General features: G+C 45.6%; 22 protein-coding genes and 1 other annotated feature. Of the genes, 3 read left to right on the top strand and 19 right to left on the bottom strand.

Annotated features, from left to right (window positions below; genetic code table 11):
- Positions 1–62: 62 nt before the first annotated feature.
- Positions 63–284: a binding site (T-box leader), on the bottom strand.
- A 54-nt stretch (positions 285–338) separates the two neighbouring features.
- From MOB98_RS08415 to MOB98_RS08395, 5 genes are all read right to left on the bottom strand, one after another.
- Positions 339–1,742 (bottom strand): MFS transporter, encoded by a 1,404-nt coding sequence (locus tag MOB98_RS08415; RefSeq protein ID WP_268358939.1) that lies wholly within the window; start codon positions 1,740–1,742, stop codon positions 339–341.
- Positions 1,739–2,212, bottom strand: coding sequence for an Rrf2 family transcriptional regulator (locus MOB98_RS08410; protein ID WP_268358937.1), 474 nt, complete (start codon positions 2,210–2,212; stop codon positions 1,739–1,741). The genes MOB98_RS08415 and MOB98_RS08410 overlap by 4 nt, the downstream gene beginning before the upstream one ends.
- 111 nt (positions 2,213–2,323) lie before the next feature.
- Positions 2,324–2,824 (bottom strand): YwgA family protein, encoded by a 501-nt coding sequence (locus tag MOB98_RS08405; RefSeq protein WP_268358934.1) that lies wholly within the window; start codon positions 2,822–2,824, stop codon positions 2,324–2,326.
- Positions 2,825–2,859: 35 nt separating this feature from the next.
- Positions 2,860–4,161: an HD domain-containing protein gene (locus MOB98_RS08400; RefSeq protein WP_268358932.1), complete on the bottom strand. Its 1,302-nt coding sequence runs from the start codon at positions 4,159–4,161 to the stop codon at positions 2,860–2,862.
- 161 nt (positions 4,162–4,322) lie between these two features.
- Positions 4,323–4,547, bottom strand: coding sequence for a DUF1450 domain-containing protein (locus tag MOB98_RS08395; RefSeq protein WP_268358931.1), 225 nt, complete (start codon positions 4,545–4,547; stop codon positions 4,323–4,325).
- A 213-nt stretch (positions 4,548–4,760) separates the two neighbouring features.
- Here MOB98_RS08395 and rsfA point away from each other — a divergent pair, with 213 nt between their 5' ends.
- On the top strand, positions 4,761–5,540 hold the full coding sequence (rsfA, locus tag MOB98_RS08390; protein ID WP_268358930.1) for a prespore-specific transcription regulator RsfA: 780 nt from the start codon (positions 4,761–4,763) through the stop codon (positions 5,538–5,540).
- Between the two features lie 143 nt (positions 5,541–5,683).
- Here the strand turns inward: rsfA and MOB98_RS08385 are convergent, their stop codons facing one another.
- The 4 genes from MOB98_RS08385 to pta form a co-directional block, all read right to left on the bottom strand.
- Complete coding sequence (locus tag MOB98_RS08385; RefSeq protein WP_268358929.1) at positions 5,684–6,574, bottom strand: carboxylate/amino acid/amine transporter; 891 nt, start codon at positions 6,572–6,574, stop codon at positions 5,684–5,686.
- Between the two features lie 169 nt (positions 6,575–6,743).
- On the bottom strand, positions 6,744–7,589 hold the full coding sequence (gene ywfL, locus MOB98_RS08380; protein WP_268358928.1) for an octanoyl-[GcvH]:protein N-octanoyltransferase: 846 nt from the start codon (positions 7,587–7,589) through the stop codon (positions 6,744–6,746).
- A 47-nt stretch (positions 7,590–7,636) separates the two neighbouring features.
- Positions 7,637–8,536 carry a cysJI operon transcriptional regulator CysL gene (cysL, locus tag MOB98_RS08375; protein WP_268358927.1) on the bottom strand — a complete coding sequence of 300 codons (900 nt, stop codon included), beginning with the start codon at positions 8,534–8,536 and terminating at the stop codon, positions 7,637–7,639.
- A 144-nt stretch (positions 8,537–8,680) separates the two neighbouring features.
- A complete protein-coding gene (pta, locus tag MOB98_RS08370; RefSeq protein WP_268358926.1) occupies positions 8,681–9,652 on the bottom strand; it encodes a phosphate acetyltransferase in 972 nt (323 codons plus the stop codon).
- Between the two features lie 269 nt (positions 9,653–9,921).
- Between pta and hemQ the strand changes: the two genes are divergently transcribed.
- The gene (hemQ, locus tag MOB98_RS08365; protein WP_268358924.1) at positions 9,922–10,686 is read left to right on the top strand and encodes a hydrogen peroxide-dependent heme synthase; all 765 of its coding nucleotides are present in this window, start codon (positions 9,922–9,924) and stop codon (positions 10,684–10,686) included.
- Positions 10,687–10,817: 131 nt separating this feature from the next.
- A complete protein-coding gene (gene bacG / locus MOB98_RS08360) occupies positions 10,818–11,597 on the top strand; it encodes an NADPH-dependent reductase BacG (RefSeq protein WP_268358923.1) in 780 nt (259 codons plus the stop codon).
- 13 nt (positions 11,598–11,610) lie between these two features.
- On the opposite strand, the gene bacF is transcribed toward bacG, so the two are convergent.
- From bacF to pruA, 10 genes are all read right to left on the bottom strand, one after another.
- Positions 11,611–12,810 (bottom strand): transaminase BacF, encoded by a 1,200-nt coding sequence (gene bacF / locus MOB98_RS08355; RefSeq protein WP_268358921.1) that lies wholly within the window; start codon positions 12,808–12,810, stop codon positions 11,611–11,613.
- Complete coding sequence (bacE, locus tag MOB98_RS08350; protein ID WP_268358919.1) at positions 12,811–13,995, bottom strand: bacilysin exporter BacE; 1,185 nt, start codon at positions 13,993–13,995, stop codon at positions 12,811–12,813.
- Entirely contained in the window at positions 13,992–15,410 is a 1,419-nt protein-coding gene (gene bacD, locus MOB98_RS08345; protein ID WP_268358917.1) for an alanine--anticapsin ligase, read from the bottom strand. Before bacD ends, bacE begins: the two co-directional genes overlap by 4 nt.
- Positions 15,411–15,428: 18 nt before the next feature.
- On the bottom strand, positions 15,429–16,190 hold the full coding sequence (gene bacC / locus MOB98_RS08340) for a dihydroanticapsin 7-dehydrogenase (protein WP_268358916.1): 762 nt from the start codon (positions 16,188–16,190) through the stop codon (positions 15,429–15,431).
- Positions 16,191–16,192: 2 nt separating this feature from the next.
- Complete coding sequence (gene bacB, locus MOB98_RS08335; protein WP_268358915.1) at positions 16,193–16,900, bottom strand: 3-((4R)-4-hydroxycyclohexa-1,5-dien-1-yl)-2-oxopropanoate isomerase; 708 nt, start codon at positions 16,898–16,900, stop codon at positions 16,193–16,195.
- The gene (gene bacA, locus MOB98_RS08330) at positions 16,890–17,504 is read right to left on the bottom strand and encodes a prephenate decarboxylase (protein WP_268358914.1); all 615 of its coding nucleotides are present in this window, start codon (positions 17,502–17,504) and stop codon (positions 16,890–16,892) included. Before bacA ends, bacB begins: the two co-directional genes overlap by 11 nt.
- A gap of 151 nt (positions 17,505–17,655) precedes the next feature.
- The gene (locus MOB98_RS08325; RefSeq protein ID WP_268358912.1) at positions 17,656–18,894 is read right to left on the bottom strand and encodes an MFS transporter; all 1,239 of its coding nucleotides are present in this window, start codon (positions 18,892–18,894) and stop codon (positions 17,656–17,658) included.
- A gap of 208 nt (positions 18,895–19,102) precedes the next feature.
- Complete coding sequence (locus MOB98_RS08320) at positions 19,103–20,515, bottom strand: amino acid permease (protein WP_268358910.1); 1,413 nt, start codon at positions 20,513–20,515, stop codon at positions 19,103–19,105.
- A complete protein-coding gene (locus MOB98_RS08315; RefSeq protein ID WP_268358909.1) occupies positions 20,515–22,215 on the bottom strand; it encodes a M20 family metallopeptidase in 1,701 nt (566 codons plus the stop codon). Before MOB98_RS08315 ends, MOB98_RS08320 begins: the two co-directional genes overlap by 1 nt.
- 73 nt (positions 22,216–22,288) lie before the next feature.
- Positions 22,289–23,836, bottom strand: coding sequence for an L-glutamate gamma-semialdehyde dehydrogenase (pruA, locus tag MOB98_RS08310; RefSeq protein WP_268358907.1), 1,548 nt, complete (start codon positions 23,834–23,836; stop codon positions 22,289–22,291).
- Between the last annotated feature and the right edge of the window lie 114 nt (positions 23,837–23,950).

Below are 23,950 nucleotides of genomic sequence, written 5' to 3'. Positions count from 1 at the left end.
ATCATTCATGTCCTTTTCTTCACATGTATTCAATTCAAATAAAAAAACACACCCATCCCTCTAAAAGGGACGAATGTGTTTATATCCGTGGTTCCACCCAAATTCCCGACAAACGCTATGTTGCCGGCTCGGTGCTGTAACGCAGCATGACGGTATCGGATACTTGATTTCCCCGATACGGCTCAAAGGCGGTAAGCTGCTTTCCCTGCGTTAGGAAGATCTCAGCTGTCCTTCCCTCTCTGGAAACCGTAAAAAGCATCTCATGTCCTTATCAGTGCCTGTTGTTTCAATAATTTTTTATATCTTACTATATATTCCCACAAAGCGCAATCTGTGATTTACATTTTTTCTGACGCGGCAGTCCCGTTATGAACGGACAGAAATAGCCATACAAGCAATGCGGAGAGGCTGTACGCCGCTCCCATCATCAAAAACGTAAACCCGGCTCCGGTGTACCAAGTGGCGGACAGATGAATGATCACTCCGGAAACCGCTACGCCGACCAAGGCTCCGATTTGCCGGTTAGCATTCAAGGCCGCACCCGCGATATTCGCATGCTTTGGTCCGGCAGCCTGCATGATCACAGTTGTCATGGCAGGAACCGCAATACCGGTGCCAAGGTTCATGACAGACATCAAAACCGCCAGCTGCCAATATGGAAAATCTGGAGAAACCAGAACAAATAATAGCAGTGCAATAATACAGCTGACCGCGATTGACATAAACATAAGCTGTCCTGCTTCACACTGGTTCGCCAGACGGGCAAACAGCAGATTTCCGATCACGAAGACTGCCATCATCGGCAGCAGCTCAACGCCAGCCATAAAGGAGCTTGCGCCTCTTGCTTCCTGCAAAAAAAGGCTCAGCATAAACATGCCGCCGAAAAGGGCGAAGTTCAACAGAAACCCGATGAATTGGGCAGCTGAAAAACGTCCATTTTTTAATAAAGATGCCGGCAGAATGGGTGTTTCCGCAGAGAATTCCCGCAGCAAAAACAGCACAAATGCCAAAATTGCGCCCGCGAATGCACCGAGAATCACAGACGAGCGCCAGCCTGCAGAAGGTCCCTGTATCAATGCAAAGGAAAGAAAACCGAGAGCCGCCATTCCAAGCAGATGCCCCGTGATATTTATGCGGCTGCTTTTTCCCGGTACGCGGTCGAGTATTTGGTAAGCTAAAATGAGCGCAGCAGCCCCTAACGGCACATTGATCAGAAAAATACTCTGCCAGCCCGCCAACTGCACCAGCACACCCCCAATAAAAGGCCCAAGGCCTGAAGCCGTGGAAACAAGTGCGGCCCACAGTCCAAACATTCGCGTGCGCACCCGCTCATCAGGGTAAGAGGCAGCCAAAAGGCTGAGTGAGCTTGGCATAAACAAAGCCGCACCTATTCCCTGTATGAGGCGTCCGGCAATCAGCATCTCGCCATTGATCGATACAGCACAAAGACAGGAGGCCAGAACAAAAACGGCTAAGCCCAATATATATATTGCCTTCGAGCCGAAACGGTCAGCCAAGGCTCCGCCCGCCAGCAAAAGCGACGCAAACGTAAGGATGTATCCGTCCACAACCCACGTCACACCTGAAAGTGACATCGAAAGAGCGTTTTGCATATCAGCCATCGCCACATTTACAACGGTTACATCAAGAGTAGCCATGAGAAAACCAAGAGCGAGCACGATTAGCACAGACATGCTTGTTGATGATTCAGAAGATTTTTGCAGATGCCCGCTGTGCTTCATTGGAATTGCCCCTTCAATTGCCCGTTTACCCAATCATCTATTTTTTCAAGATCATACAATTCCCCAACTCTGTCCATGACATGCTGTAAAGATTCTTCTCTCATGAGATTGGCCCATTTCTCCTCGATTTCCCCCATGACTGTCTCCAGCACACAGTGACTTTCACCCTCGAATACGGATTGCAGCAGGCCTTTCCCCTGATACATCGTACCTCTGCCCTCGACCGCTTGATAAACATCATAGAGCGTCATGTCCGTCAAAGGCTTCGCAAGGGTAAAACCGCCCTTCGTCCCCGGGATGGATTCTGCCAGGCCGGCTTGAACCAAAGTCCTCATCAGCTTCTTCAAATAAGACGGAGACACGCGCAAACGCTGGCTGATGGCCTCTGACGTTAAAGAAGCCTGTACGGGCAGCCGTGACAGTAACAGCAGCACGGAAACCGCCTGCTCCATCCCTGATTTCATTTTCATCATATTCACTCCTGTTTCATTATAGATAACTATTATCCACAATAGATCCATTAGCAGCTTTTGTCAATAAAAAAAGCAAAAGAAACGGATCATTTCTTTTGCTTCGTATGGTTAACAAATCTGCTTCAGTTCTTCTATGTATTGAAGCGCTTCGTCATATTCTTCATTTGTATATTTTTGCTTGCTTTTGATTGTAAAGACTTTTTCTTTCTTCTCTTCGGCCTCAAGCCCGTCAAAGTAAAGGATCGTGGAGACCAGTTCTAAAAACCGTGATGAACGGCTGTTTACACTGTCGATATAATCTTTGATATCCGGCATATCCAGATCAGCATGGTCTAAAAACGCAGAGCCTGTCTCAGTCAGCGAATAACGGTATTGAAAGTAGCCGCCTTTTTTTTCCTTCACCTCATGCAGAAATCCAAGGTTGCACAGCTCTTCAATTTGGAGCGTCAGTTCCTCTGAATACGGTCCGTAAAAGTGAAAATCATATTTCTCATAGAAAGGAAACTGCATTTTCTTTGCGATATAAATCATTTTCTGCAGCTTCTTTCGCCCGATGATTTCTCCAGAATCCGAGAACACCTTCATCAGTTTTGCATGTTCTTTCAACAAATTCCCGACATCTCCTTTTTCCTTCTTTCCAATTTCTATGTCAGTCCCAGCAGCTGCCGGATTTTCATTTTCGCTTCCGGATGTTCAGACCCGTCACAAATCAGATCCTTCGGGTAGTACAGCTTGTGATCCGTCCGCCGTTTCCCGGAGATGGATTCCACAATAGCTGACTGTCTGGACAGCTCTTTAATGTGGCCGTTTTGCGTCAAGAGATGGATCGGCAGACGCTCCTCTTCCTCTCCCGGACGGTAAAAATCGTATGGCAGATCTGAAGAAGAATCGACGACCAAATAATAGCTCGGATCAATTCCCGCCTCTTTGAACAATGAAGTCAGCTCAAAATATGCCGACATTTCTTCGTTAGGATTGAATTCAACGTATTGGAACAGCTGGCGGTTAATGAATCTGCGGCACAAATCGGATAAAATCGGATCTTCTTCATCCTCCCAGGCCTGGAAGTAATACAAAATAATAGATTCATCCAGCTTTACATAATCCTCCAGTGTCAATTTCCCTTCAAAGATAGAATAAAAATGAACCGGAGCGTGAGTGAAAACATAGCCTTCATCGTGCAGCTGCTTAGCCCTGTGAAGAATCTTCGTTAAAATAACCTCTGCGCTTCTTGTCACAGGATGGAAATACACCTGCCAGTACATTTGGTAGCGGCTCATAATATAGTCTTCGACAGCGTGCATCCCGCTTTCTTTAATGACGATCTGATCCTCGCGCGGGCGCATCACCCGAAGAATCCGCTCCATATCAAAATGGCCGTAGCTGACGCCCGTATAATAAGCGTCGCGCTGCAGGTAATCCATGCGGTCTGCGTCTATCTGACTCGAAATCAGGCTGACCACTTGCTTGTTTTTATATGTTTTGGCAATGACTTCAGCAACATCCTGCGGGAAACCCGGACTCACCTTTCTGAGCACCTGGTTGACCTCTGTGTCCCCCAATATGATTGCTCTTGTAAAATCTTCGTGATCAAGGTGAAAGACTTTTTCAAATGAATGCGAGAACGGCCCGTGCCCGAGGTCATGAAGCAGCGCCGCGGCCAGACAGAGTTCGCGCTCACTGTCATCCCATTCAGAGCGGCCTTTAAAGACGTCATCAACCATTCTCCTCACAATTTCATAGACACCAAGAGAATGGTTAAACCGGCTGTGCTCAGCGCCATGGAACGTCAAATACGTCGTGCCGAGCTGCTTAATTCTGCGAAGACGCTGAAATTCACGGGTTCCGATCAAATCCCATATCAGCTTGTCCCGTACATGAACATAGCGGTGCACCGGATCTTTAAACACTTTTTCTTCTGATAATTTTCCATTTGGATACGCCATCGTCATTCCCTCTTTTTTTTAGCCGTGTTTCTATTATATCGACTCTATTCTTTGAAAACATCCTTGAATTTGCCCGGCGATTTGTTCCACCTTTAAGAAAAACACATGATGTGAAGCAAAAAAGCCTGACCTGAGGGCCGAGGCTATGTAAAAATATGTTTTTACTTTTTAATTTTCTTTTTTACTTTTTCAATCAGCTCATCCTCTGTCGGAGCTGACAGCGGGCGATTGTTCACAAATGCAAATGATTTTTTCCGTCCGGGCCCGCAATAAGATTGGCATCCAATCTCAACCTTTGCATCAGGGTCCACTTCTTTTAAACGCGGCAGCAAAGTTTTGATATTAGTGGCTTGGCAATCATCACACACTCGAAATTCATTAGCCATGACGTACGCTTCCCTTCATTTCTATGTTCATCTATGTGAATAACCTAAAATTGCTTTTCAAAAAAATCACATCACTCTTCATTTTACAAGGATTCGACTGTTCCTGCAAGCCGCTCCACCCTTCGTATCTCCTATTCTTTCAGCCAACTTGTATAAATATTTTCCAAACTGGACATTCTAATACCATGAAAAGAAAAATGGGAGTTGAGATAAATGACAAAACAGCGACAAGACGCTTGGTCAGAGGAAAATGATCTGCTTTTAGCCGAAACAGTGCTTCGGCATGTGAGGGAGGGCAGCACTCAGCTGAACGCCTTTGAAGAAGTCGGCGATAAATTAAACCGGACATCTGCAGCCTGCGGATTCAGATGGAATGCAGTCGTCCGCCATCAATATGAAAAAGCGCTTCAGCTTGCGAAAAAACAGCGAAAACAGCGGATGAGAGCGCTCGGAAACGGGCAGCCTGCAAAAAAAAGACTATTATATCAGCCTCCTGCGGTTGATCCTGAAATCATACAAGAAACCGCCGCGGAGGAACCGGCCAAAACGGATGCGCCAGCTGTCGAAAAGGAGCAGCAGCCTTTAATGTCAGGCGAACATATGCCTTTTGTGGATGAAAGCTTTAAGGAAGAGTTAGCTAGTCTATCACACTTATTGTCTCCTCAAACGCCTGCAGCGGCACCTGAGATGACGATGAATGATGTGATCCGCTTCCTGCAGAATTACGAAGGCAATCACGAGCAATCATCAGCATTAAAAATGGAAAATGAACGTTTAAAGAAAGAAAATCAGGAATTGCAAAGCAAAACGGAACAGCTTGAGGCTGAAGTTCAAAAGCTTGAAAAAGACCAAAAAACAATCCAAGAAGATTATGAAACCTTGGTGAAAATTATGAATAGAGCCAGAAAGCTAGTTTTATTTGAAGAAGATGAACATGCCTCTCCGTCCTTCAAAATGGACCGGAACGGCAATTTAGAAAAAATGGCAGAATAAGTTAGAAAAATCCCAAAACAGCAGCTGATTTTGGGATTTTCTCCATGTGCAAAATCCCCTTTTCCATTGAGAAAAGAGGATTTTATTATTTTGCAGCTGGCTCCGCTATTCTTGTAAAATGAGGCCAAACTTATGCGAATCTATTAAGACATGTGAGCCGCCTCGGCCGTTTTTTGTTTCCGAGGCGCAGCGGAAATGACCAGCAGCCCCAGCATCATCAGCGCAATGCCAAGCCATGAGGAAAGTGAAAGCATTTCTCCTATGAAAAACACACCCAGCAATGAGGCCGTCAGCGGCTCAGCCAAAGACAGCGTGACCGCCGCTGAGGCCGGAACACCGGTAAGCCCTTTCACAAACAAAAAGTAAGCGGCACATGTTGCAATTAACCCGATGTAAAGGCTCGTTCCCATTCCTCTGGGGGTCAATATCCACGAGATATCTGACTGCCATAATAGCGGCGTCAGCAAGATGGCGCTAATCATAAAAACAACGGCAGATGTAGCTCGCGGAGGCTGAGTTTTCATCATCCATTTACTGATTAGCGTATAGCCCGCAAAAGAAGCACCCGCTCCAAGTGCCATAAGAACACCACCCGCATCAATCCGAACATTGGACCCGTCGGAAAACAGAATCCAGCAGCCCGCCAAAGCCAGCACAGTCGCGATCCACCAGGAGTTTCGCGGACGTTTTTTCAATACCGCCCACTCCAGGCTCCCGGCAATAACAGGCGCGCTGCCGATGGCAATCACCGTTCCCACTGCGATTCCGGTTTCTTTAACAGCTGTGAAAAACAGGGGCTGGTAACACGCCATACAAACTGCAGCGGATAATACGAGCGGCCATGACCAATTTTTCACGTGAAGCTCCCGGCTGATCCAAACCGCAAGCAGCATGGCACTTCCCCCTATTAATAACCTGAACGCTCCAAATGCCAGCGGTGTAGCGCTTTCTGGAGCCAATGCCTGAACGGTTCCCGTTGTCCCCCAGAAAAAAGCCGCGAGCAGCACAAACAGGCTGTAAAAATTCCCCTTCATCTGCCTCTCTCCTTTGTATATGGATGCTGACTTCATTTTATCGTTTTTCTTTTTGTCAGGGTTATCTGCATGCAAGAAGGATTTATCTGAAAATAAGATTGTTGGGGATAAAATGCCGATTAAAATAAAAATGCATGCCGGCCGGAAACGGCTGGCATGCGAAGAACGTTCACCCAAATACCTTTGCATTCCGCTCAGCCATCCGGACGAGGTTTTTCTCAAATTCCATTTCCTCATCAATGGACAGTCCGGCTGAGTAAAGATGGGTGCTCAACGCTTTTAATTCCGTCAATAGAGCGAACATTAAGTCTTGTACGGAGATGTCTGTCTGCAGAAGCTCGCTTAAGGACGCCATCGTTTCCGGACGTATTTCCGGATACACGCCTTTTTTATCGTTTCGTTTGTCCTTCAGCGCCGCTTGGTAGAACCGTCTGATCAAGTCGGCCCTTTCACTGCCGCTTTTATCCGCGCAAAGATAAATTTGAACAGCAACTCCGCCGCGAACTCGTCTTTGAGAGATGCCTGCGAATTTTTTGCCATTTATGCTGAGGTCATAGCTGCCGGGACAATAAGACCCTTCAATTTCATAGGCTTCGATCTTTGCTTTGTATGGCTTCAACATCCGTCTCATCAGCTCAACCATCGCTTCATATCCTTTGTCTATATCGATGCCTTTCTTTTCATCTTCGAATATGAGCGAAAGATTTAAAACACCTTCATCCAAAACGACAGCTAGACCGCCGGAATTGCGTACGATTACACGGTAGCCTTCGTTCTCCAGCAAGGAGATGCCGTCCTGCAAAAACGGGAGGCGTGTATCCTGTATTCCAAGGACAATTGTATCGTGGTGAACCCATGAGCGCGCTGTCGCCGGCGACACGCCTTTTCCGACGGACATGCACAGCGTATCATCCATTGCGAAGGATTGCTTCGCATCAAATAAAGGGCCGAGACTGGATTGGTCAATGACTCTCCATGTCGGCTGCTTCAGTAAATCAATCGGTTGGTTTGCCATCTATGTAAGTCCCTTTCATGTTAGGCTTATGAACGAAAACTATTATATCATTTCAGCCGCTGTGATTGATAATTGCTTTTCAGCATCGTAATGAAAATTTCTTTATTTTTTGTATTCTCCATGAGAGGAGAATGGATGTAAGACAGCTTGCGCTTTAACGAGAAATCTTTTATATGGAGAACTGAAATTTCACGATGGAGCAAATCCTTATGCAGCACGCTTCTGGATAGAACCGACAGCCCCATGCCATTGATCACCGCTTCTTTTACACCTTGATTGCTGCTGATGGTGAACATTGATTTCGGCCTCAGTCCGTTCGAGCTGAGCACATGATCAAGATATTCCCTCGTCCCGGAGCCTTTTTCCCTAGACACCCATGCTTCGTTTTGCAATTCACTGATCGAAATATCGCTCCGTCCAGACAGCGGATGCTGATTTGGCGCGGCAATGCACATTTCATCCTCCATGAACGGTTCAATTTCCAGTTCATTCTCGTTTGTATGTCCTTCAATCAGCCCGATATCAGCCTGAAGCATCCGCACACGCTCGCTGACCTCCTCTGTATTACCGATCATGACATCGAGATTCAGCTCTGGATACAGCTTTTGCAGCTGGGCCAAAAGTGGCGGAAGAATATACTCTCCAATTGTAAAGCTGGCAGCTATTTTCAATTTGCCTTTGACATAGTGATGATGTGCGTAGATTTCTGCCTTGGCTTGCTCGTAAAGAAATACCATTTGCTTTGCTCTCTGATATAAAATGTCCCCTGTCGGCGTTGTCGTAAAGTGTTTTGGTGACCGGTTCAGGAGAGCCGTTTGAAATTCTTTCTCAAGATTTTTGATATGCAGACTGACGCTGGGCTGGGAGATCATCAGCTTTTCCGCCGCTTTTGTGAAGTTTTTTTCTTCTACTACCGCTATAAACGTTTTCAGCACGTCATAATACAAAAACCCCACCCCTGTCATTCATAAAATATATGGTAATCATCAGTTTTCTTTATTGTACTCATATCATAGATCCTGGTAAAGCAGGCTATACCGGCGAAAAAAAGGCAGCCCTCCGAAAGAGAGCTGCCACCGTCTTCATTGTTATTACAGTGCTTGCGCCGCTGTAATTAATGCGAGATTGTAAACATCTTCAGCGTTACATCCTCTTGAAAGGTCGTTTACAGGCATATTTAAACCTTGCAGGATTGGTCCTACCGCTTCAAAGTTGCCCAAACGCTGAGCGATTTTATAGCCGATGTTTCCTGCTTCAAGGCTTGGGAATACGAATACGTTAGCGTCCCCTTTGATCTCGGAATCCGGCGCTTTTTTCTCAGCTACAGCTGGAACAAATGCAGCATCGAATTGGAACTCGCCGTCAAGTGTGAGTTCAGGCGCTTTTTCTTTCGCGATTTTCACAGCATCCGCTACTTTTTCTGTTTCATCAGATTTTGCTGAGCCTTTTGTAGAGAAGCTGAGCATTGCCACGCGAGGCTCAATGTCGAACATTTTTGCCGTATTGGCACTTTCGATCGCAATCTCGGCAAGATCTTGGCTGTCAGGCGCAATGTTGATCGCGCAATCCGCGAATACGTATTGCTCTTCTCCGCGAGCCATGATGAACACGCCGGAAGTCTTTTTCACGCCTTCTTTTGTTTTGATGATTTGAAGAGCCGGGCGGACAGTGTCGGCTGTTGAGTGAGCCGCTCCGCTTACAAGTCCGTCTGCAAGGCCTTTGTACACCAGCATTGTACCGAAGTAGTTCTCGTCTAATAAAGCTTTACGGGCCTGTTCCTCAGTCGCTTTGCCTTTACGGCGTTCTACGAATGCTTGTACAAGGTCTTCCATGCCTTCATATGTATGAGGATCATAAACCTTAACGCCATCCAGCGTAAGGTTCAATTCTTTTGCTTTTGCTTGGATCTCATTTTCATTGCCGATCACAATCGGATTCAGCACTTTGTTTCCTGCAAGCTTGCTGACCGCTTCTAAAATACGCTCGTCTAAGCCTTCAGGAAATACAATGTTAACGTCTTTTCCAGCTACTTTTTCTTGCACTGTTGAAAATAAATCTGCCACAATAAAACCTCCTCAAAAAGTTACAAAAACGCTTTCTTTTACTAGCATACTCTTCTTCCAATCAAATTCAAACAGCCAACTTTCATTATAGCGCTTTCATGAAAAAATCTTATTTTTCTAACTAATTTAAGTGACTCAATCTTCCCTTATAGGTTCCTCTATTTTTATGGAGTTATACGGAAGGGATGTTCAAGGTTTCTCCACAGTAGAATCGGATAAACTATGGTATAGTGAAGGCAATCATGAAAAGATAATAGGAGTGAAGATAAATGAGTGAACAGCAAATGACAAACGAAGCGGCAAAAACGCTTGACGGCTGGTATGCGCTTCATGATTTCCGCACAATGGATTGGACTTCCTGGAAGCTGCTGTCCAGCGATGAGCGCCAATCGATCATACATGAATTCACCGGGCTGCTTGAAAAATGGGGCGCAGTTCAAAAAGAAGGAAAAGGATCGCAGGCTCTTTACAGCATCGTCGGCCAAAAAGCTGATTTTATGCTGATGATTCTTCGCCCTACAATGGAAGAATTAAATCAAATTGAGCTTGAATTCAACAAATCAAGAATCGCTGAGTTCACCATTCCGGCCTACTCCTACGTATCAGTGGTAGAGCTGAGCAACTACTTGGCAAGCGGCGACGGCGACCCTTACGAAAATCCGCATGTGCGTGCACGCCTTTACCCTGAACTGCCGGAATCCAAATATGTATGCTTCTATCCAATGGATAAAAGAAGATCCGGCAACGACAACTGGTACATGCTTTCAATGGAGGAACGCAGAAACTTGATGAGAAGCCATGGCTTAATCGGCCGCAGCTATGCAGGCAAAGTCAAACAGATCATCACCGGCTCCGTCGGCTTTGACGATTACGAGTGGGGCGTGACATTATTCAGTGATGATGTGCTTCAATTCAAAAAGCTTGTGTATGAAATGCGTTTTGACGAAGTCAGCGCTCGCTACGGCGAATTCGGTTCATTTTTTGTCGGCAACCACCTTTCGCTTGATACACTTCCTCAATTCCTATATGTATAACATCTCTCCCGCCCAAATCGGCGGGAGTTTTTCAATCCTCCTTTATCAGAATTTAAATAAAATTTGCTATTTTCTTCGTTTTTTCTTACGATGTAGATAATAATCCATTTTTTTCAAAGGGGTGCAGTTATTTGTCAAAACGAACCGCATTTATTATGGGAGCCAGTCAGGGAATCGGGAAAGCAATCGCTCTGAAATTAGCAGATCAGCATTTTTCTCTTGTCATTAATTCACGAAAATTGGATAATATTGAACCTGTCAAACAAGACATTTTGGCCAAGCATCCTGAGACGAGCGTCATTGTCCTTGCAGGCGATATGTCTGACCAGCATACAAGAGCCGGCATCTTTCAAGAAATCGAATCTCGATGCAGACGGCTTGATGTTCTGATTAATAATATCCCGGGCGGCGCGCCTGACACATTTGAGAACTGCAATATAGAGGATATGACGGCAACGTTCACACAAAAGACCGTTGCCTATATTGACGCTATCAAGCGTGCTGCCTCACTGATGAAACAAAATGAGTTTGGCAGAATCATCAACATTGTCGGAAATCTGTGGAAAGAACCCGGCGCCAATATGTTCACAAACAGTATGATGAATGCCGCTTTAATTAACGCCAGTAAAAATATTTCCATCCAGCTTGCTCCTCACAACATTACTGTCAACTGCCTGAATCCTGGTTTTATCGCTACAGACCGTTACCATCAATTTGTGGAAAATGTAATGAAAAAGAACAGCATATCCAAACAGGAAGCAGAGGAACAGGTCGCTTCCGGGATTCCGATGAAACGGGTTGGATCAGCTGAAGAAACCGCAGCGCTTGCAGCGTTTCTCGCCTCTGAGGAAGCCTCCTACATCACGGGCCAGCAAATTTCTGCTGACGGCGGAAGCATGAAAAGCATATAAAAAAATCCCGCTTTTAGCGGGATACTTCTTGTAATGATGCAAACGGCAGGTTCAGCTTTTGAATCCGCATGACAAATTCCCGCAGATCCTCCTGCTTCGACACCATTGATATTCTGACATGCCTTCTTCCGTTGCTCCCAAATATTTCGCCCGGTGTGACAACAACATGGGCATGCTTTAGCAAATAATCAGAGAATTGGTAAGATGTTTCAAACGTTTTCGGAATTTCAGCCCATACGTAAAAGGTTCCTTTTGGCTTTTCCATCTCCCAGCCCAGTTCCTTTTCACACAGCTCCGTAAAAAAGTCAATTCGTTCCTCGTAGACTCGTTTCAAGGATTCCGTTTGCTTCGGATCTCCCGAAAGCGCTGCGCTCGCCGCATGCTGCAATCCTCCGAACATGCCGACAAATACATGATCCTGAAATTCATTGACGGCCTGAATGATCTTTTCATTTCCGACCGCAAACGCCATTCTCCAGCCGGCCATGTTAAATGTTTTTGAAAATGAATAAAGCTCTGCTCCGACAGCTTTGGCGTCCTCTGCCTCAAGAAAGCTGGCCGGTTTTTTATCGAACTCAAACGCGCCGTATGCAAAATCATGAATCAAATGGATGTTATGCTCTTTCGCAAAAGCAGCCGCTTTGGCATAAAAAGCCGAATCAGCCACAGCTCCCGTCGGGTTATTCGGATAGTTTAAAAACATGAGCTTCGCTTTATCCAGCACAGCAGGATCAATCTTTTCAAAATCCGGCAGATAGCCATTTTCCTCATACAGCGGCATTTCGTGAAGCTCAGCCCGCGCCATCGTAATCCCTGATAAGTATTCAGGGTAGCCCGGATTTGGAACCAAGGCGATGTCTCCCGGATTGAGCAGGCATTGTGTCAGCACATACAAGCCGGCTTTCCCGCCCCCGAAGAGCGCAACTTCTGTTTCAGGATTGACTGACACCCCATATTCTCTTTTATAGAAAGCAGCGATGGCTTCCTTCAAAAAAGGATAACCTCTGAATGGGCCGTATCCGTGAAACGAAGGGTTTAGAGACGCCTCCCTCAAAGCCTCCACAATATGCGGCGGAGTGGGAAGGTCAGGGTTTCCCTGTCCGAGATTAATGATGTGCGCACCCGTTTTTTCCAATTCCTTCACCTTTTGAAAAACGAGAGAAAACTCTTGCCTTGGCAGTGTCTTGATGACGTCGGACGGTGTTATTTCCATCTAAAAGACTCCTTTTTGCTCCGTTTTGTTATCCCGTTCCAAAAACGATTTGTTGACGAGCTTCGTATGCAAAAACAATCCGCTTACGATCACAACAATCAGCCCCATAATGACCGGAGCGTTTAAGACGTTGATTAACATTGAACCAACAGAAATGCATAACCCGATCGACGCTTCCGCCACCGAAAAAATGCGCCCTTGGATCTGGTTTGCCGCGTTCTCCTGAACCTTCACCTTTGCGAGCACTTCCCCATATTCCATCGCGATGAAAAAGAGGATAGCGGCGATGACAGAGACAGCGAAGATCGGCGTGAATAAAAACAGCGCCAGCGAGACAATGGACAAAACGGCAAAGTACGTCAGGCCTCTATTGTTGTTAAAGCCCCATTTGCTGACAAGCGCCGCTCCGATGAAGCCGCCGAAGCCGATGCAGAACGTGAGAATAAAGTTGCCGATTTCCCCATCACCCAGAAAGCGGCTGACAATCGGAAAATAGCTGTACACAATCCCCCACAGCAAAGCCATTGTAATCATCGTAAACATGGCGTTTAATACGAAAGCATTGGTTTTGATTTCCTTGAGACCTTCTTTAAAAGACTGGAAGGCCTCTTTTATGTTTTCAGATTGAATCGGCACAAATTGCAGCTTAATGAGGCTGATAAAAAAGGCCGAAATCAAGTACGTCACACCGTTAAAAGCAACAGCCAGCTCTACAGATCCGCCTAACAGAAAAAGCCCTCCGGCAGCTGCCCCAACGATAATCGAGATGGTCGTCGCTTTTGCAAATAACGTGTTGATGCTTTTAATATCTGATTCCAAGGATGACATGACAGCGAGACGGGCCGGATTAAAAAACACACCGCTCCCATAGGATATAAACAGCAGAGCCAGAAAAATCAGCGGATACTCGCCTTTTGGAAGAAATGTGAGCCCCAAAAAGATGATGCCTCTGATGATATCCGTCCACAGCATGATCTTAATTCTGTCTAACCGGTCGACCAGAACCCCCAAAAATGGTTGGAACACCATTGGAATGCTTCTGACCACGATGACCCCCGATGTCACCCAATAATCATGATAATATGTAGACAAAATGAGCAGGGCAGGGAGAACACAATAGTCTCCCATAAACGATAGCGCCTGCCCGTATAGCAAGTATTTAGAGTTTGGCTTCAGATGTTTCATACTGGCAGCACATACTTTGCCGTCAGCTTTGCATGCTGCTGAATTTGTCTGATTGATTCAGCCACATCCTGTGAATTGCTGCCTTTCAGTTCAAATGCAGCGATGGAATTGAAAGCTTCAAACAGTGTCAAATCAACTGATGTGCCTGGTGCTGCAGCCGAAAAAGAAACGATTTCAGTATCACCCTTTAAGAGTCCGTCCGGAATATCGATCGCTTCAATGACCAAATCCTCAGCAGTTTCAGGGATCTGCCCATTTTGTTTGAAGTGCTGCGGATACAAATGGCAGTCGGCAACATAATAAGGCTCTTGATCTAATAATCCGTCCGGCAGATCGGCGTCTTTTCCAAAACAGAGAACGTCTAATAATAATTGCGCCATGTCGACGCCGAAGACCTTTTTAATATTAGGGATCATATTCCAGCCGGCGAATCTGGCTGCTGATTCTATTAAACCCGGTTCCCTGTTTTTCATTAGCTTGATCTCTGTATGTGTTGCGCAGTTTTGCAGTCCAAGCCCTTCATTTGCCTTTTTGGAAGCTTCGACAATTTTCTTTTTCGCCTCTTCATCCAGAATGGACGGCGTAATGTGTGATGTTTCTGTAAATCCGATTTGAGGCGTTTTGTCATGAATGGCGATCGGGAAATACTCACCATCAGCCATGATGCCTTCTATGCTGATATAGTCGGAATACCCTTCTGTTTGATACCAGTCTCCGTACTCACCCTGTAAAAATTCTTCAGCAATAAACGGCGCTTCAAATGTGACCGCCTTTGGCACGTTAATTGATTTCAGGTAATCATTAACTCTGTTAAATTCATCTTCTGCCGTCTCAGTGTCCGTAATCAGCGTTACGCCGATTGAACTCGCTAAGTATGTAGGCTTTAAGATAAGAGGTGTGCCGATCTCTTCAAGTGCAGCACGGAAATCTTCAAGAGTGGTAACCCGTTTGTTTTTAATTGATTTGACTCCAGCCTTATTAAAAGCGTCTCTCATTTTATTTTTATCTCTGGCATTTTCGGCAGCCTGCACGCCGGCACCCCTCAGGCCCAGACGTTCACAGGCTTTTGCCATCGGGGCAATGAATAATTCATTGTTTGTCGTGATGGCATCCGCTTCAAACATTTCGGCAACCTTGACAATTTGCTCGACGACCTCTTCTTCAGGCTTGTCATGATCCTCATGCGCCCAATAAATAGAATCCGGATGTTCAAAATCAGCTAAGCTCTGAAAATAGTCTTTATCTTTTATAACCGCGACCGAGTATTTTTCAATCAGTGCTGCATGAGAGGCTGTAATTGCAAAAGGTCTTGGAATAAAGCTGACCAGGTTATATTTTTCAGCAGCGCTTTTATAAAACATGTGCGGCGGGCAGCCTCCAAGATCAGCGATGACCAATACTGTTTTTCTCTCCATATGTAAAACACTCCTTCTCTATTGTGCGGTGTATCCTCCGTCTGCGGTGATGGCGCTTCCGGTCATATAACTAGATAAATCTGAGGCTAAAAACAGCATCACGTTTGCAATTTCTTCAGGTTTCCCAAGCCTCAGCAGCGGATTTACCTTTGCCTTTTCTTTTTTGATCTCTTCTAGTGTGCCTTCATTATTTTCAAGGAATGATTTTTCATTTAGCGGTGTGTCGATAATCCCTGGGCATACGCAGTTGACGCGAATTTGATGTTTCGCATAATCAACGGCCATTGACCGTGTCAGCTGCAAAACGCCTCCTTTGCTGGCGTTATAGGCAGGAATATCAGGCCATGCCACAAGCCCGCCGACAGAACACGTATTTATGATGTTGCCCTTGCCGGCAGCAAGCATATGCTTGAGTGCGTGTTTGCTCATTAAAAACGTGCCGGTCAAATTGACTTGCAGGACCTTGTTCCAATCGCTGAGCTCCATCTCATGGATGGGCGCAACGATTTCGATGCCCGCATTATTAATTAATACATCCAACCCTCCAAAAGTATCGATCGCCGATTGAACAGCTTGCTGACAGGCAGCTTCGTCTGTGATGTCCGTTCGTATAAAGTGCAGCCTGTCATTATTTTCTTTCCGGATCATTGCTATTCCCTGAGCCTCGTCAATGTCCGCCACAACCACATTTGCCTGCTGGCCCAAAAAAGCTTGGACTGCAGCATAACCAATGCCTGATGCGCCTCCTGTTATGAGGACAGTTTTATCGATGAGGTTCATGATTATTGATCCGCCTTTATTTTTTTTGATTTTGCTCTGTTGTAGCGCGGCGGGAAGAAGATATTAATCGATTTTGATTCCTTTTCTGAACGGTTGATGGCGCCGTGGTCTTCCCGAGGCTCACAGAAATAGGCTGTGCCGAATTTCATCTCGACTGTACAGCCTTCGACCGTCATGTCGTAACCGCCGCCGATGCAAATGCCGATTTGCTCATTCCGATGTTTATGGAAAGGCATTTCTCCGCCATTTCCAGGGATTTTGGCCAGCATGATTTCCACCCAGTCCTCAACAAAGAACGTGACTTCCATGCCAGGCAATAGATCTCTTGTTTTAAAAATATCCAAAAAATAGTCCTCAGGACTTGTATATGTTTCATCAGCTTTCAGCCGCTTGATATCAATGGCAATGACTTCTTGGTCTGTGTCGTTTCTTGCCCCATGAGGCACATGCGGAGGCGCGATGTAGGCAGATTCCAAGGCCGTCATTTTTCTCGTCACATCTCCGACCGTCATCATCAGCTCGCCTGAAACGACCATGCCGATTTGGACTTCCTTATGCTGATGGGGATCAACGTTGGTATGCGGCGGGACGTAAGACATTAATACTTCAGTATCACCTCGCACGGTGGAATACTGTCTCACTCCGTTTTCCCATTCTATTAATTTCGGTGTCGGGAAATATAGCTCCTGCATGTCTTCTTTAGTTTTCATCATTAATGTCTCCTTTTCCGAATAATGACCAGCTCATAGGAATGCTTTTAAATGTTGTCACAAATGTGAGCCCGTACTTTTGCCGTGCAAGCTCATTGGTTAAGGCAATGTCATACAGGCCCTCTTTTACTTTTCTTGCAGCTTGACTGGTCGAATTAACTAGTTTGAAACGTACATCTTTGCGGGTAAAATATTTTATTAAATTAATAGGTGATGGATGTGAAACAATAATTGATGAATCAAGCATATCGTGGCTGTATTCAAAACCAGGACGAACAGCCAGGCCGTACATCGGTGTATCGCACCTGAAGATCTGCAAAAGCTGCAAATCCGGCCTCATGTAGAAATGCTTAATGCCGTCGTAAGCGTGTGGGACGATGGTATATTCCAGCGGGCTTTGAAGCGTTCTTTCAATGCAAGATTCAAATGTATCATGCAAGGACAATTTACTGTTCAGCCCCTGTAGAAGAGTAAAATTGGAGATGAAATGTTTTGCTGCGTACTCACTGCTTGTCCCCTCAGGGCCGAGCGTGTTGACTGTAATCAGTTTGGATAGTGAATCAGTTCTGTTTTTTGTCTGAATGCTATTATCCAATATAATCATGAGCACCAACCAATCTTTTAAAATTTTAAGTAAATTTTATCCAGCGTCAATCGAACTGTCAATGTTTTTAGAAAATATTGATAATTGTTCCCATACAAACAAAAAAACCCTTAAGAAAGGGTTTTTTACTATAGGAATTTAGAAACTTTGTTTATTGGGATAAGGAATGATCCGCTTTCTGTTCATGCTTGCCGTACTTTTTATATGCGAATACACTAAGGACAAATCCGAGCACTGTAATGGCGGCGCAAATCAATCCGACAGCTGCATAGCCGTAGCCCACATATACAGGTCCCATCAAAGCAGAGCCTAATGTCACAGCCAGATTCGAGGCGAGGCTGTAAAACGCCATGATTTTCCCGCGATGACGCTCTGAGCAGTCACTCAAGATGGTGCTGAGCAGCGTCACCGTTAAGCTTTGCATTAACCCCCAAATAAAAAGGCTAACGATTAACAGAATCATTGATGCCGGCGCATATGCTAAACAGGCCAGGAGCACGCTGATGACCCCCAGTGCAATCAAAAGGGAGCGCATTTTTCCGATGCGATCGGCTACCTTTCCTGTAATGACACTCATGGAAAACCCGATGCCGTAAATCATGATAAATAAGCCCGCTGCTGTGTTTCCTCCGGTAAAAATGTCCTGAAGATAGGAGCCTAAAAAGGAATACATACCGTAAAAACCAATCATATTACAAAAGGTGATCGTGATATAAACCGGTACACGCGGGACTTTCAACGCATCCCGGAATGTTCCAGCCGTTTCTTCTTTTTCTTCCTTGCCGCTATTATTATGTTCGGCATGGCGGCGCATTTCAAGCAAGATCAGCAGAACAACTAAAACGCCCATTAAGGCGAAAATCCAAAATGTCCATCTCCAATGCAGGACGCCGCCGATAAATGATCCGAGCGGCACACCGAAAATCAGTGCCAGCGACCAGCTTGACACGATCAGTCCCATCACCTTGCCCCTGTATGTATAAGGAACACGATCCCCGACAACTGCGTAAGCGGTCGGCACAAACGCGCCGGCAGCCAATCCCGAAAGCGCCCGGCCTAAAAAGAAGAAAAAGATATTTTGGGCTAAAGCACATATCACTGTTCCTATAATAAAGATCAAAATTCCGGCCAGTAAACTCAGTTCTCTGGAGTATTTATCGCCTAATGGAACCAGAAGCGGCGCCCCGATAAAAATCATAACGCCGTAAATACTAATAGATAACGCAAGGACGCTGACATCTGAGTTGAAGGCTTTTGCTAAATCCGGCAGCAGCGGCGAGATCACAAGCTCTTCAGATCCGGCTGCAAATACTCCCATCGTTAAAGCCAGTGCTAAAAATAGCGGAAAGTGATGTTTTGTTTCGATGTCATGATTTTGTTTGCTGTTCATTCTCCCTTAAAACACCTCTTCCATTATCTTCTTATCATCAAGTTGAATTATAGTTTAGCATTGTTTTTTCATCATTAACAATTCAAATGTAAACTTAACATTTTTTATATTTTTCATTTAGATCTCGATATGGATTTGTATATTCCATTTTAAAATCCAGAGGATTTTAAGCTTAAAAAAAGCTCTCCGGCAGTCCGGAGAGCTTTTTCTATTGTGCTTCTGTCTGTTCTTTTTCTATCGGTTGATGATGTATGCGTTTTTTGATGCTCAGATGGTAGTACGCATAGCAGAAAATAATGATCGGGGCACCGCAGTACAAGCCGATTCTTTGATCGGGAATGAAAATAAGGCTAATCAATACGCAGGCGTATAAGCCAAATCCGAGAATGGGAACCAGCGGGTAAAGAGGCGTTCTGAATTCCAGGTCATTCACGTTTCCGCCTTCAGCGAGGAAACGTCTGCGAAAGAAAAATTGCGACGCGCAAATAGACATCCACGCGACAACTGTCACCATACCGGAGATTGAGATACACCATAAATACACCGTTTCTGCAGCCATGACACTAGTCAGCAGGGAACAGCCTGAAATGCCGAGCGTTATCAGCAAGGCATTCATCGGCACGCCTTTTTTTGTCAGCCTGGTGAGGAAAGACGGGCCCATCTGGTTTGATGAAAGTGACCACATCATGCGTGACGCCGCATACAATCCTGAATTGGCAACAGATAAAATCGCCGTTAAGATGACAAAGTTCATGATATCAGCGGCAAATGGAATGCCAATTTGGTCGAGCACCGCTACAAACGGGCTTTCAATCACCCCTGCCGTTTTGTACGGTAGAATGGCAACAAGGACGAACATCGCGAGCACAAAGAAAAACAGTGTGCGCCAAATGACATTTCGGATGGACTTTGGCAATGTTTTTTCCGGATTTTCACTTTCCCCTGCCGCGATGCCGACAAGCTCCGTCCCCTGAAAGGAGAAGTTCACCATGACCAGCGTAAACATGACAGCCAGCACCCCATTCGGGAAAAGCCCCCTATCCGTCATAAAGTTAGACAAAAATGGCGTTTCCTGACCGCCTTTAAAGTCAATCAAGCCAAACACAGCGGCTCCGCCGATTACGATAAATAATACGATCGCTGCCACTTTGATGCTTGAAAACCAAAATTCCATTTCGGCAAAGCTTCTGACCGACATCGCATTAATCAAAAAGATGACGATGCCAAACATGAGACACCATATCCAGATTGGCACGGAGGGCAGCCACCTTTGCATCAAAATACCCGCTGACGTCAACTCCAAGCCTACTGTATTCGCCCAGCTGAACCAATACAGCCAGCCGATCATAAAGCCTGTCGACGGTCCCAGAAATTTAGTGGCGTATGCCTGAAACGAACCGGCCACCGGCATGGCAACAGCCAGTTCTCCTAAACAAAGCATGACAAGATACATTAAAAATCCGCCGATGATATACGCGGCAATGGCACCGAGCGGTCCCGCCTGGCTGATGGTAAAGCCGGAGCCTAAAAACAGTCCGGTGCCAATCACCCCTCCCAAGGCAATCATAAACAAATGCCTGCTTTTCATGTTGCGCTGCAATTCATTTTTATGATTCTGCATCATCCTTCTCCCTTCGGTTCTTGTGTCGTGATGGTCATCCGGTAGCTTTGCAAAAGGTGAACAGTGGTTTGTTGAATGAGGTCAGGCAATACGTGAAATGTGTACGGTTTATAGACTCGTTCTGTCCATTTATGGCCGTCTTTTCCGTACACGCCCATGTTAATGGATGGAATATTCAGCTTGCGTATATCCTTGAACGGAATGGTCCCAATCCTATTCCACCCAGGGAAGTTCCTGATAAAGGAATCAATTTCGCCATCGGTTTCGTGCAGCGATAAGAAACTGCCGTCTGCCAAGTAGGGGAAAAACTTTTTGAAGACAAAGGTTTCGCCTGTCGATTCAGCGGTTTTGTCAGCCGCTTCTTTAATCACATGCTTCAAAAGCTGATCTCTTGCGCTATCTTCTTTCAAATAGTTATGCGGCAGGTAAGGAGGTGCGTAAAATAGAATGACTTTTGCGCCTTGATCAGGGTCAAGCTTTTGAAGCTCTTCGACTGCCTTAAAGCATCTCATACGAAGCTCCAGATGCTCATTTGCTTTGAATGCCTGCTCGATACACTGCTCGGGATCTACGCCGCGGTTTCTTAGCTTTTCTAAATATTGCTCCAGACTGTAGACTTGAATGGCCCATGATAAATGTTTCCTCGGAAGGTTGGTTCTTTTTGCGTATTCTTCATAATAATCTGATAATTTTTGTTCTGCGTCATGACACGCTTCCTCAGTGACTTCGATAAGAAGATCCATAATCTCCGTTGCCGTTCTTTCATAAATAAAACAATTGAAATACAAGCAGCTGCTGACAGCCGTTTGCACATTATAGGATTCCTTGTTATCACGCTGATACAAACAGGATGGGGGCAGAACCAACTCCCCTTCAACCTTTTCCGCCAGATGAATGTTATTGTGGAGACGGCTTGTGATTTCAGATGAAATGAAATTCGGGTCAATCCCTGCCAGTGTATCGCCAACATGGACTTCACGGCCGTAAATGTAAAAGCAAGGAAGCAGTTTTCCAGCGGCTCCGGTATAAATATATCTTGTCTCATCCCCATCGTAAAGCGGTGTAATAAAATCTGTATTGATGGCGGCCAGATAGTGAAGCTGTTTTTCTTTTTTTAGCCGGTTCAGCTCTGAAATGCTGGCGAGAATGCCGGAATGCTGACTCTCCTCATCCGGATTGGCCATAAACAATAGATTTCCCGGCAATGTATCGAGGTTCTCGGAAAAGTGCAGGAGATTGGCCAAATGAACGGCGATGCCGCTTTGCATGTCGACAGATCCTCTCCCGAACATCCACTCGCCTGATTTGGCATCCCGCTGAACATCTTGATCAAATTCATAACGGCTGAAATACTCGGCCAATTTCTTACAATCAAAAGCGATATCCTTTAAAGGGCCGAAATCTTCAATTCCGACTGTATCCAGATGGGCGTGGTAAATCACAGTATTTCGGCTTTCTCCATGTCCTTCAATAAACGCAAAAATATTTTTGCGGTTGTATGGGTCGTTAGGAATGGCCTGTTCCCACACATAATCAGGGTTGTCCTGAAAATAAGGATAGCTCATGAGCACTTCTTTGATGAAATCTGCTTTTGTCCCTTCCCCGATAGTGCCGTTCACACTGCTGAGACTGACCAAAGAAGTTGTCAGCGCTTCCACTCTTTCAGCCGGTTTCATGTGACTGATTTTTGTATACAGCATAAATTGCCCTCCTGGTCAAAAAGTTGAAATCGTGCGATCCGTTAACGAATCGCACGATTTTATTTCTCTCAAATCAAAACGCTTCGGACGTTGTTTTGGCCTGCATATGAAGGATTAAATAATCCGGGCCGCCTGCTTTTGAGTCTGTTCCGGACATATTAAAACCGCCGAACGGCTGATAGCCAACAATCGCTCCGGTACAGCCTCTGTTAAAGTATAGGTTTCCGACATGGAAATCCTCGCGCGCCCGTTCAATGTGCGCTCGGTTTTTCGTCAGCAGCGCACCTGTTAATCCGTATTCCGTGTTATTGGCAATCTCCAGCATATGATCGAAATCACGCGCTTTGCAGATTGCAACAACTGGGCCGAAAATTTCTTCCTGCATCAGGCGTGCATTTTCATCAACATCTGCAAAAATCGTCGGCTGAATAAAGTAGCCTTTTGAGTCATCGCCTTCGCCGCCGGCCAACAGCTTGCCTTCAGATTTGCCGATTTCAATGTATTTCATGACTTTGTTATAGGACGCTTCATGGATCACGGGCCCCATATACGTATCAGGATCTTCCGGATTGCCGACAGCCAGCGTTTTCGTCAGCTCCACCGCTTTTTCCACCACTTCATCATAGACATCCTGATGGATGACTGCACGGGAGCCTGCTGAACACTTCTGACCTGAATATCCAAACGCTGAATACACGATAGAGGATGCAGCAAGGTCAAGATCGGCGTCCTTGTCGACAAGCACCGTGTCTTTTCCGCCCATCTCGGCAATCACCCGTTTGAGCCATTTTTGGCCCGGCTGCACTTTAGCGGCTCGCTCATAAATCCGGCAGCCGACTGCACGGGAACCTGTAAATGAAACAAACCGTGTTTTCGGATGCTCCACTAAGAAATCACCGATTTCCGCTCCATCTCCCGGGATGTAATTGAGAACGCCGTTTGGCAGGCCCGCTTCCTCCATGACCTCGACAAATTTTGCAGCTACGACAGGCGCCGCATCAGCCGGTTTTAAGAGAATTGTATTACCTGTCACAATGGCTGCCGCCGCTGTTCCTGCCATAATCGCTAGCGGGAAATTAAATGGAGAAATGACAATGCCGACGCCAAGCGCTTCGTAATGGTATTGATTGAACTCGCCAGCACGGCTCTTCACGGGAGCCCCTTCCTTGAGATTTAACATTTGGCGCGCGTAGAACTCCAAAAAGTCTATCGCTTCAGCTGTGTCCGCATCTGCTTCCTTCCAAGGTTTTCCCGCTTCCTTCACAAGATAGCTTGAAAACTCATGCTTTCTTCTGCGCAAAATCGCCGCTGCTTTAAAGAGAATATTCGCACGGTGCTCCGGTCTTTGTTTTTTCCATGATTCAAAAGCCTGCAATGCGGCTTGCATCGCTTTTTCTGCAAGCTCTTGATCCGCAGTAGACGCGTACCCAATCGATTCTTCTTTATTAGCCGGGTTAATGGAAACAATTTTGCGGTCCGTTTCGATTTTTTCTCCATTTATGACAAGCGGATAATGCTTGCCGAGCTGTGTGTTTACAAATGCCAATGACTCTTGAAATGCTTTTTTATTCTTCGCTTCCGTAAAATCAGTAAATGGTTCGTGCGCATATGAAACTGTCATATGTAGTCCCCCTCATGTCATGAAAATATGATATATGTTTTCGCATGAATAAAAATGCAAAAATCATGCCAAAATATTGTCTCTTCCTGAAAAAACTTGTTGAAATGTACAGAA

It is taken from the genome of Bacillus sp. N13C7 (genome assembly GCF_026790065.1).
GTDB lineage: Bacteria > Bacillota > Bacilli > Bacillales > Bacillaceae > Bacillus.
This window is presented reverse-complemented; position numbering and strand designations above follow the sequence as displayed.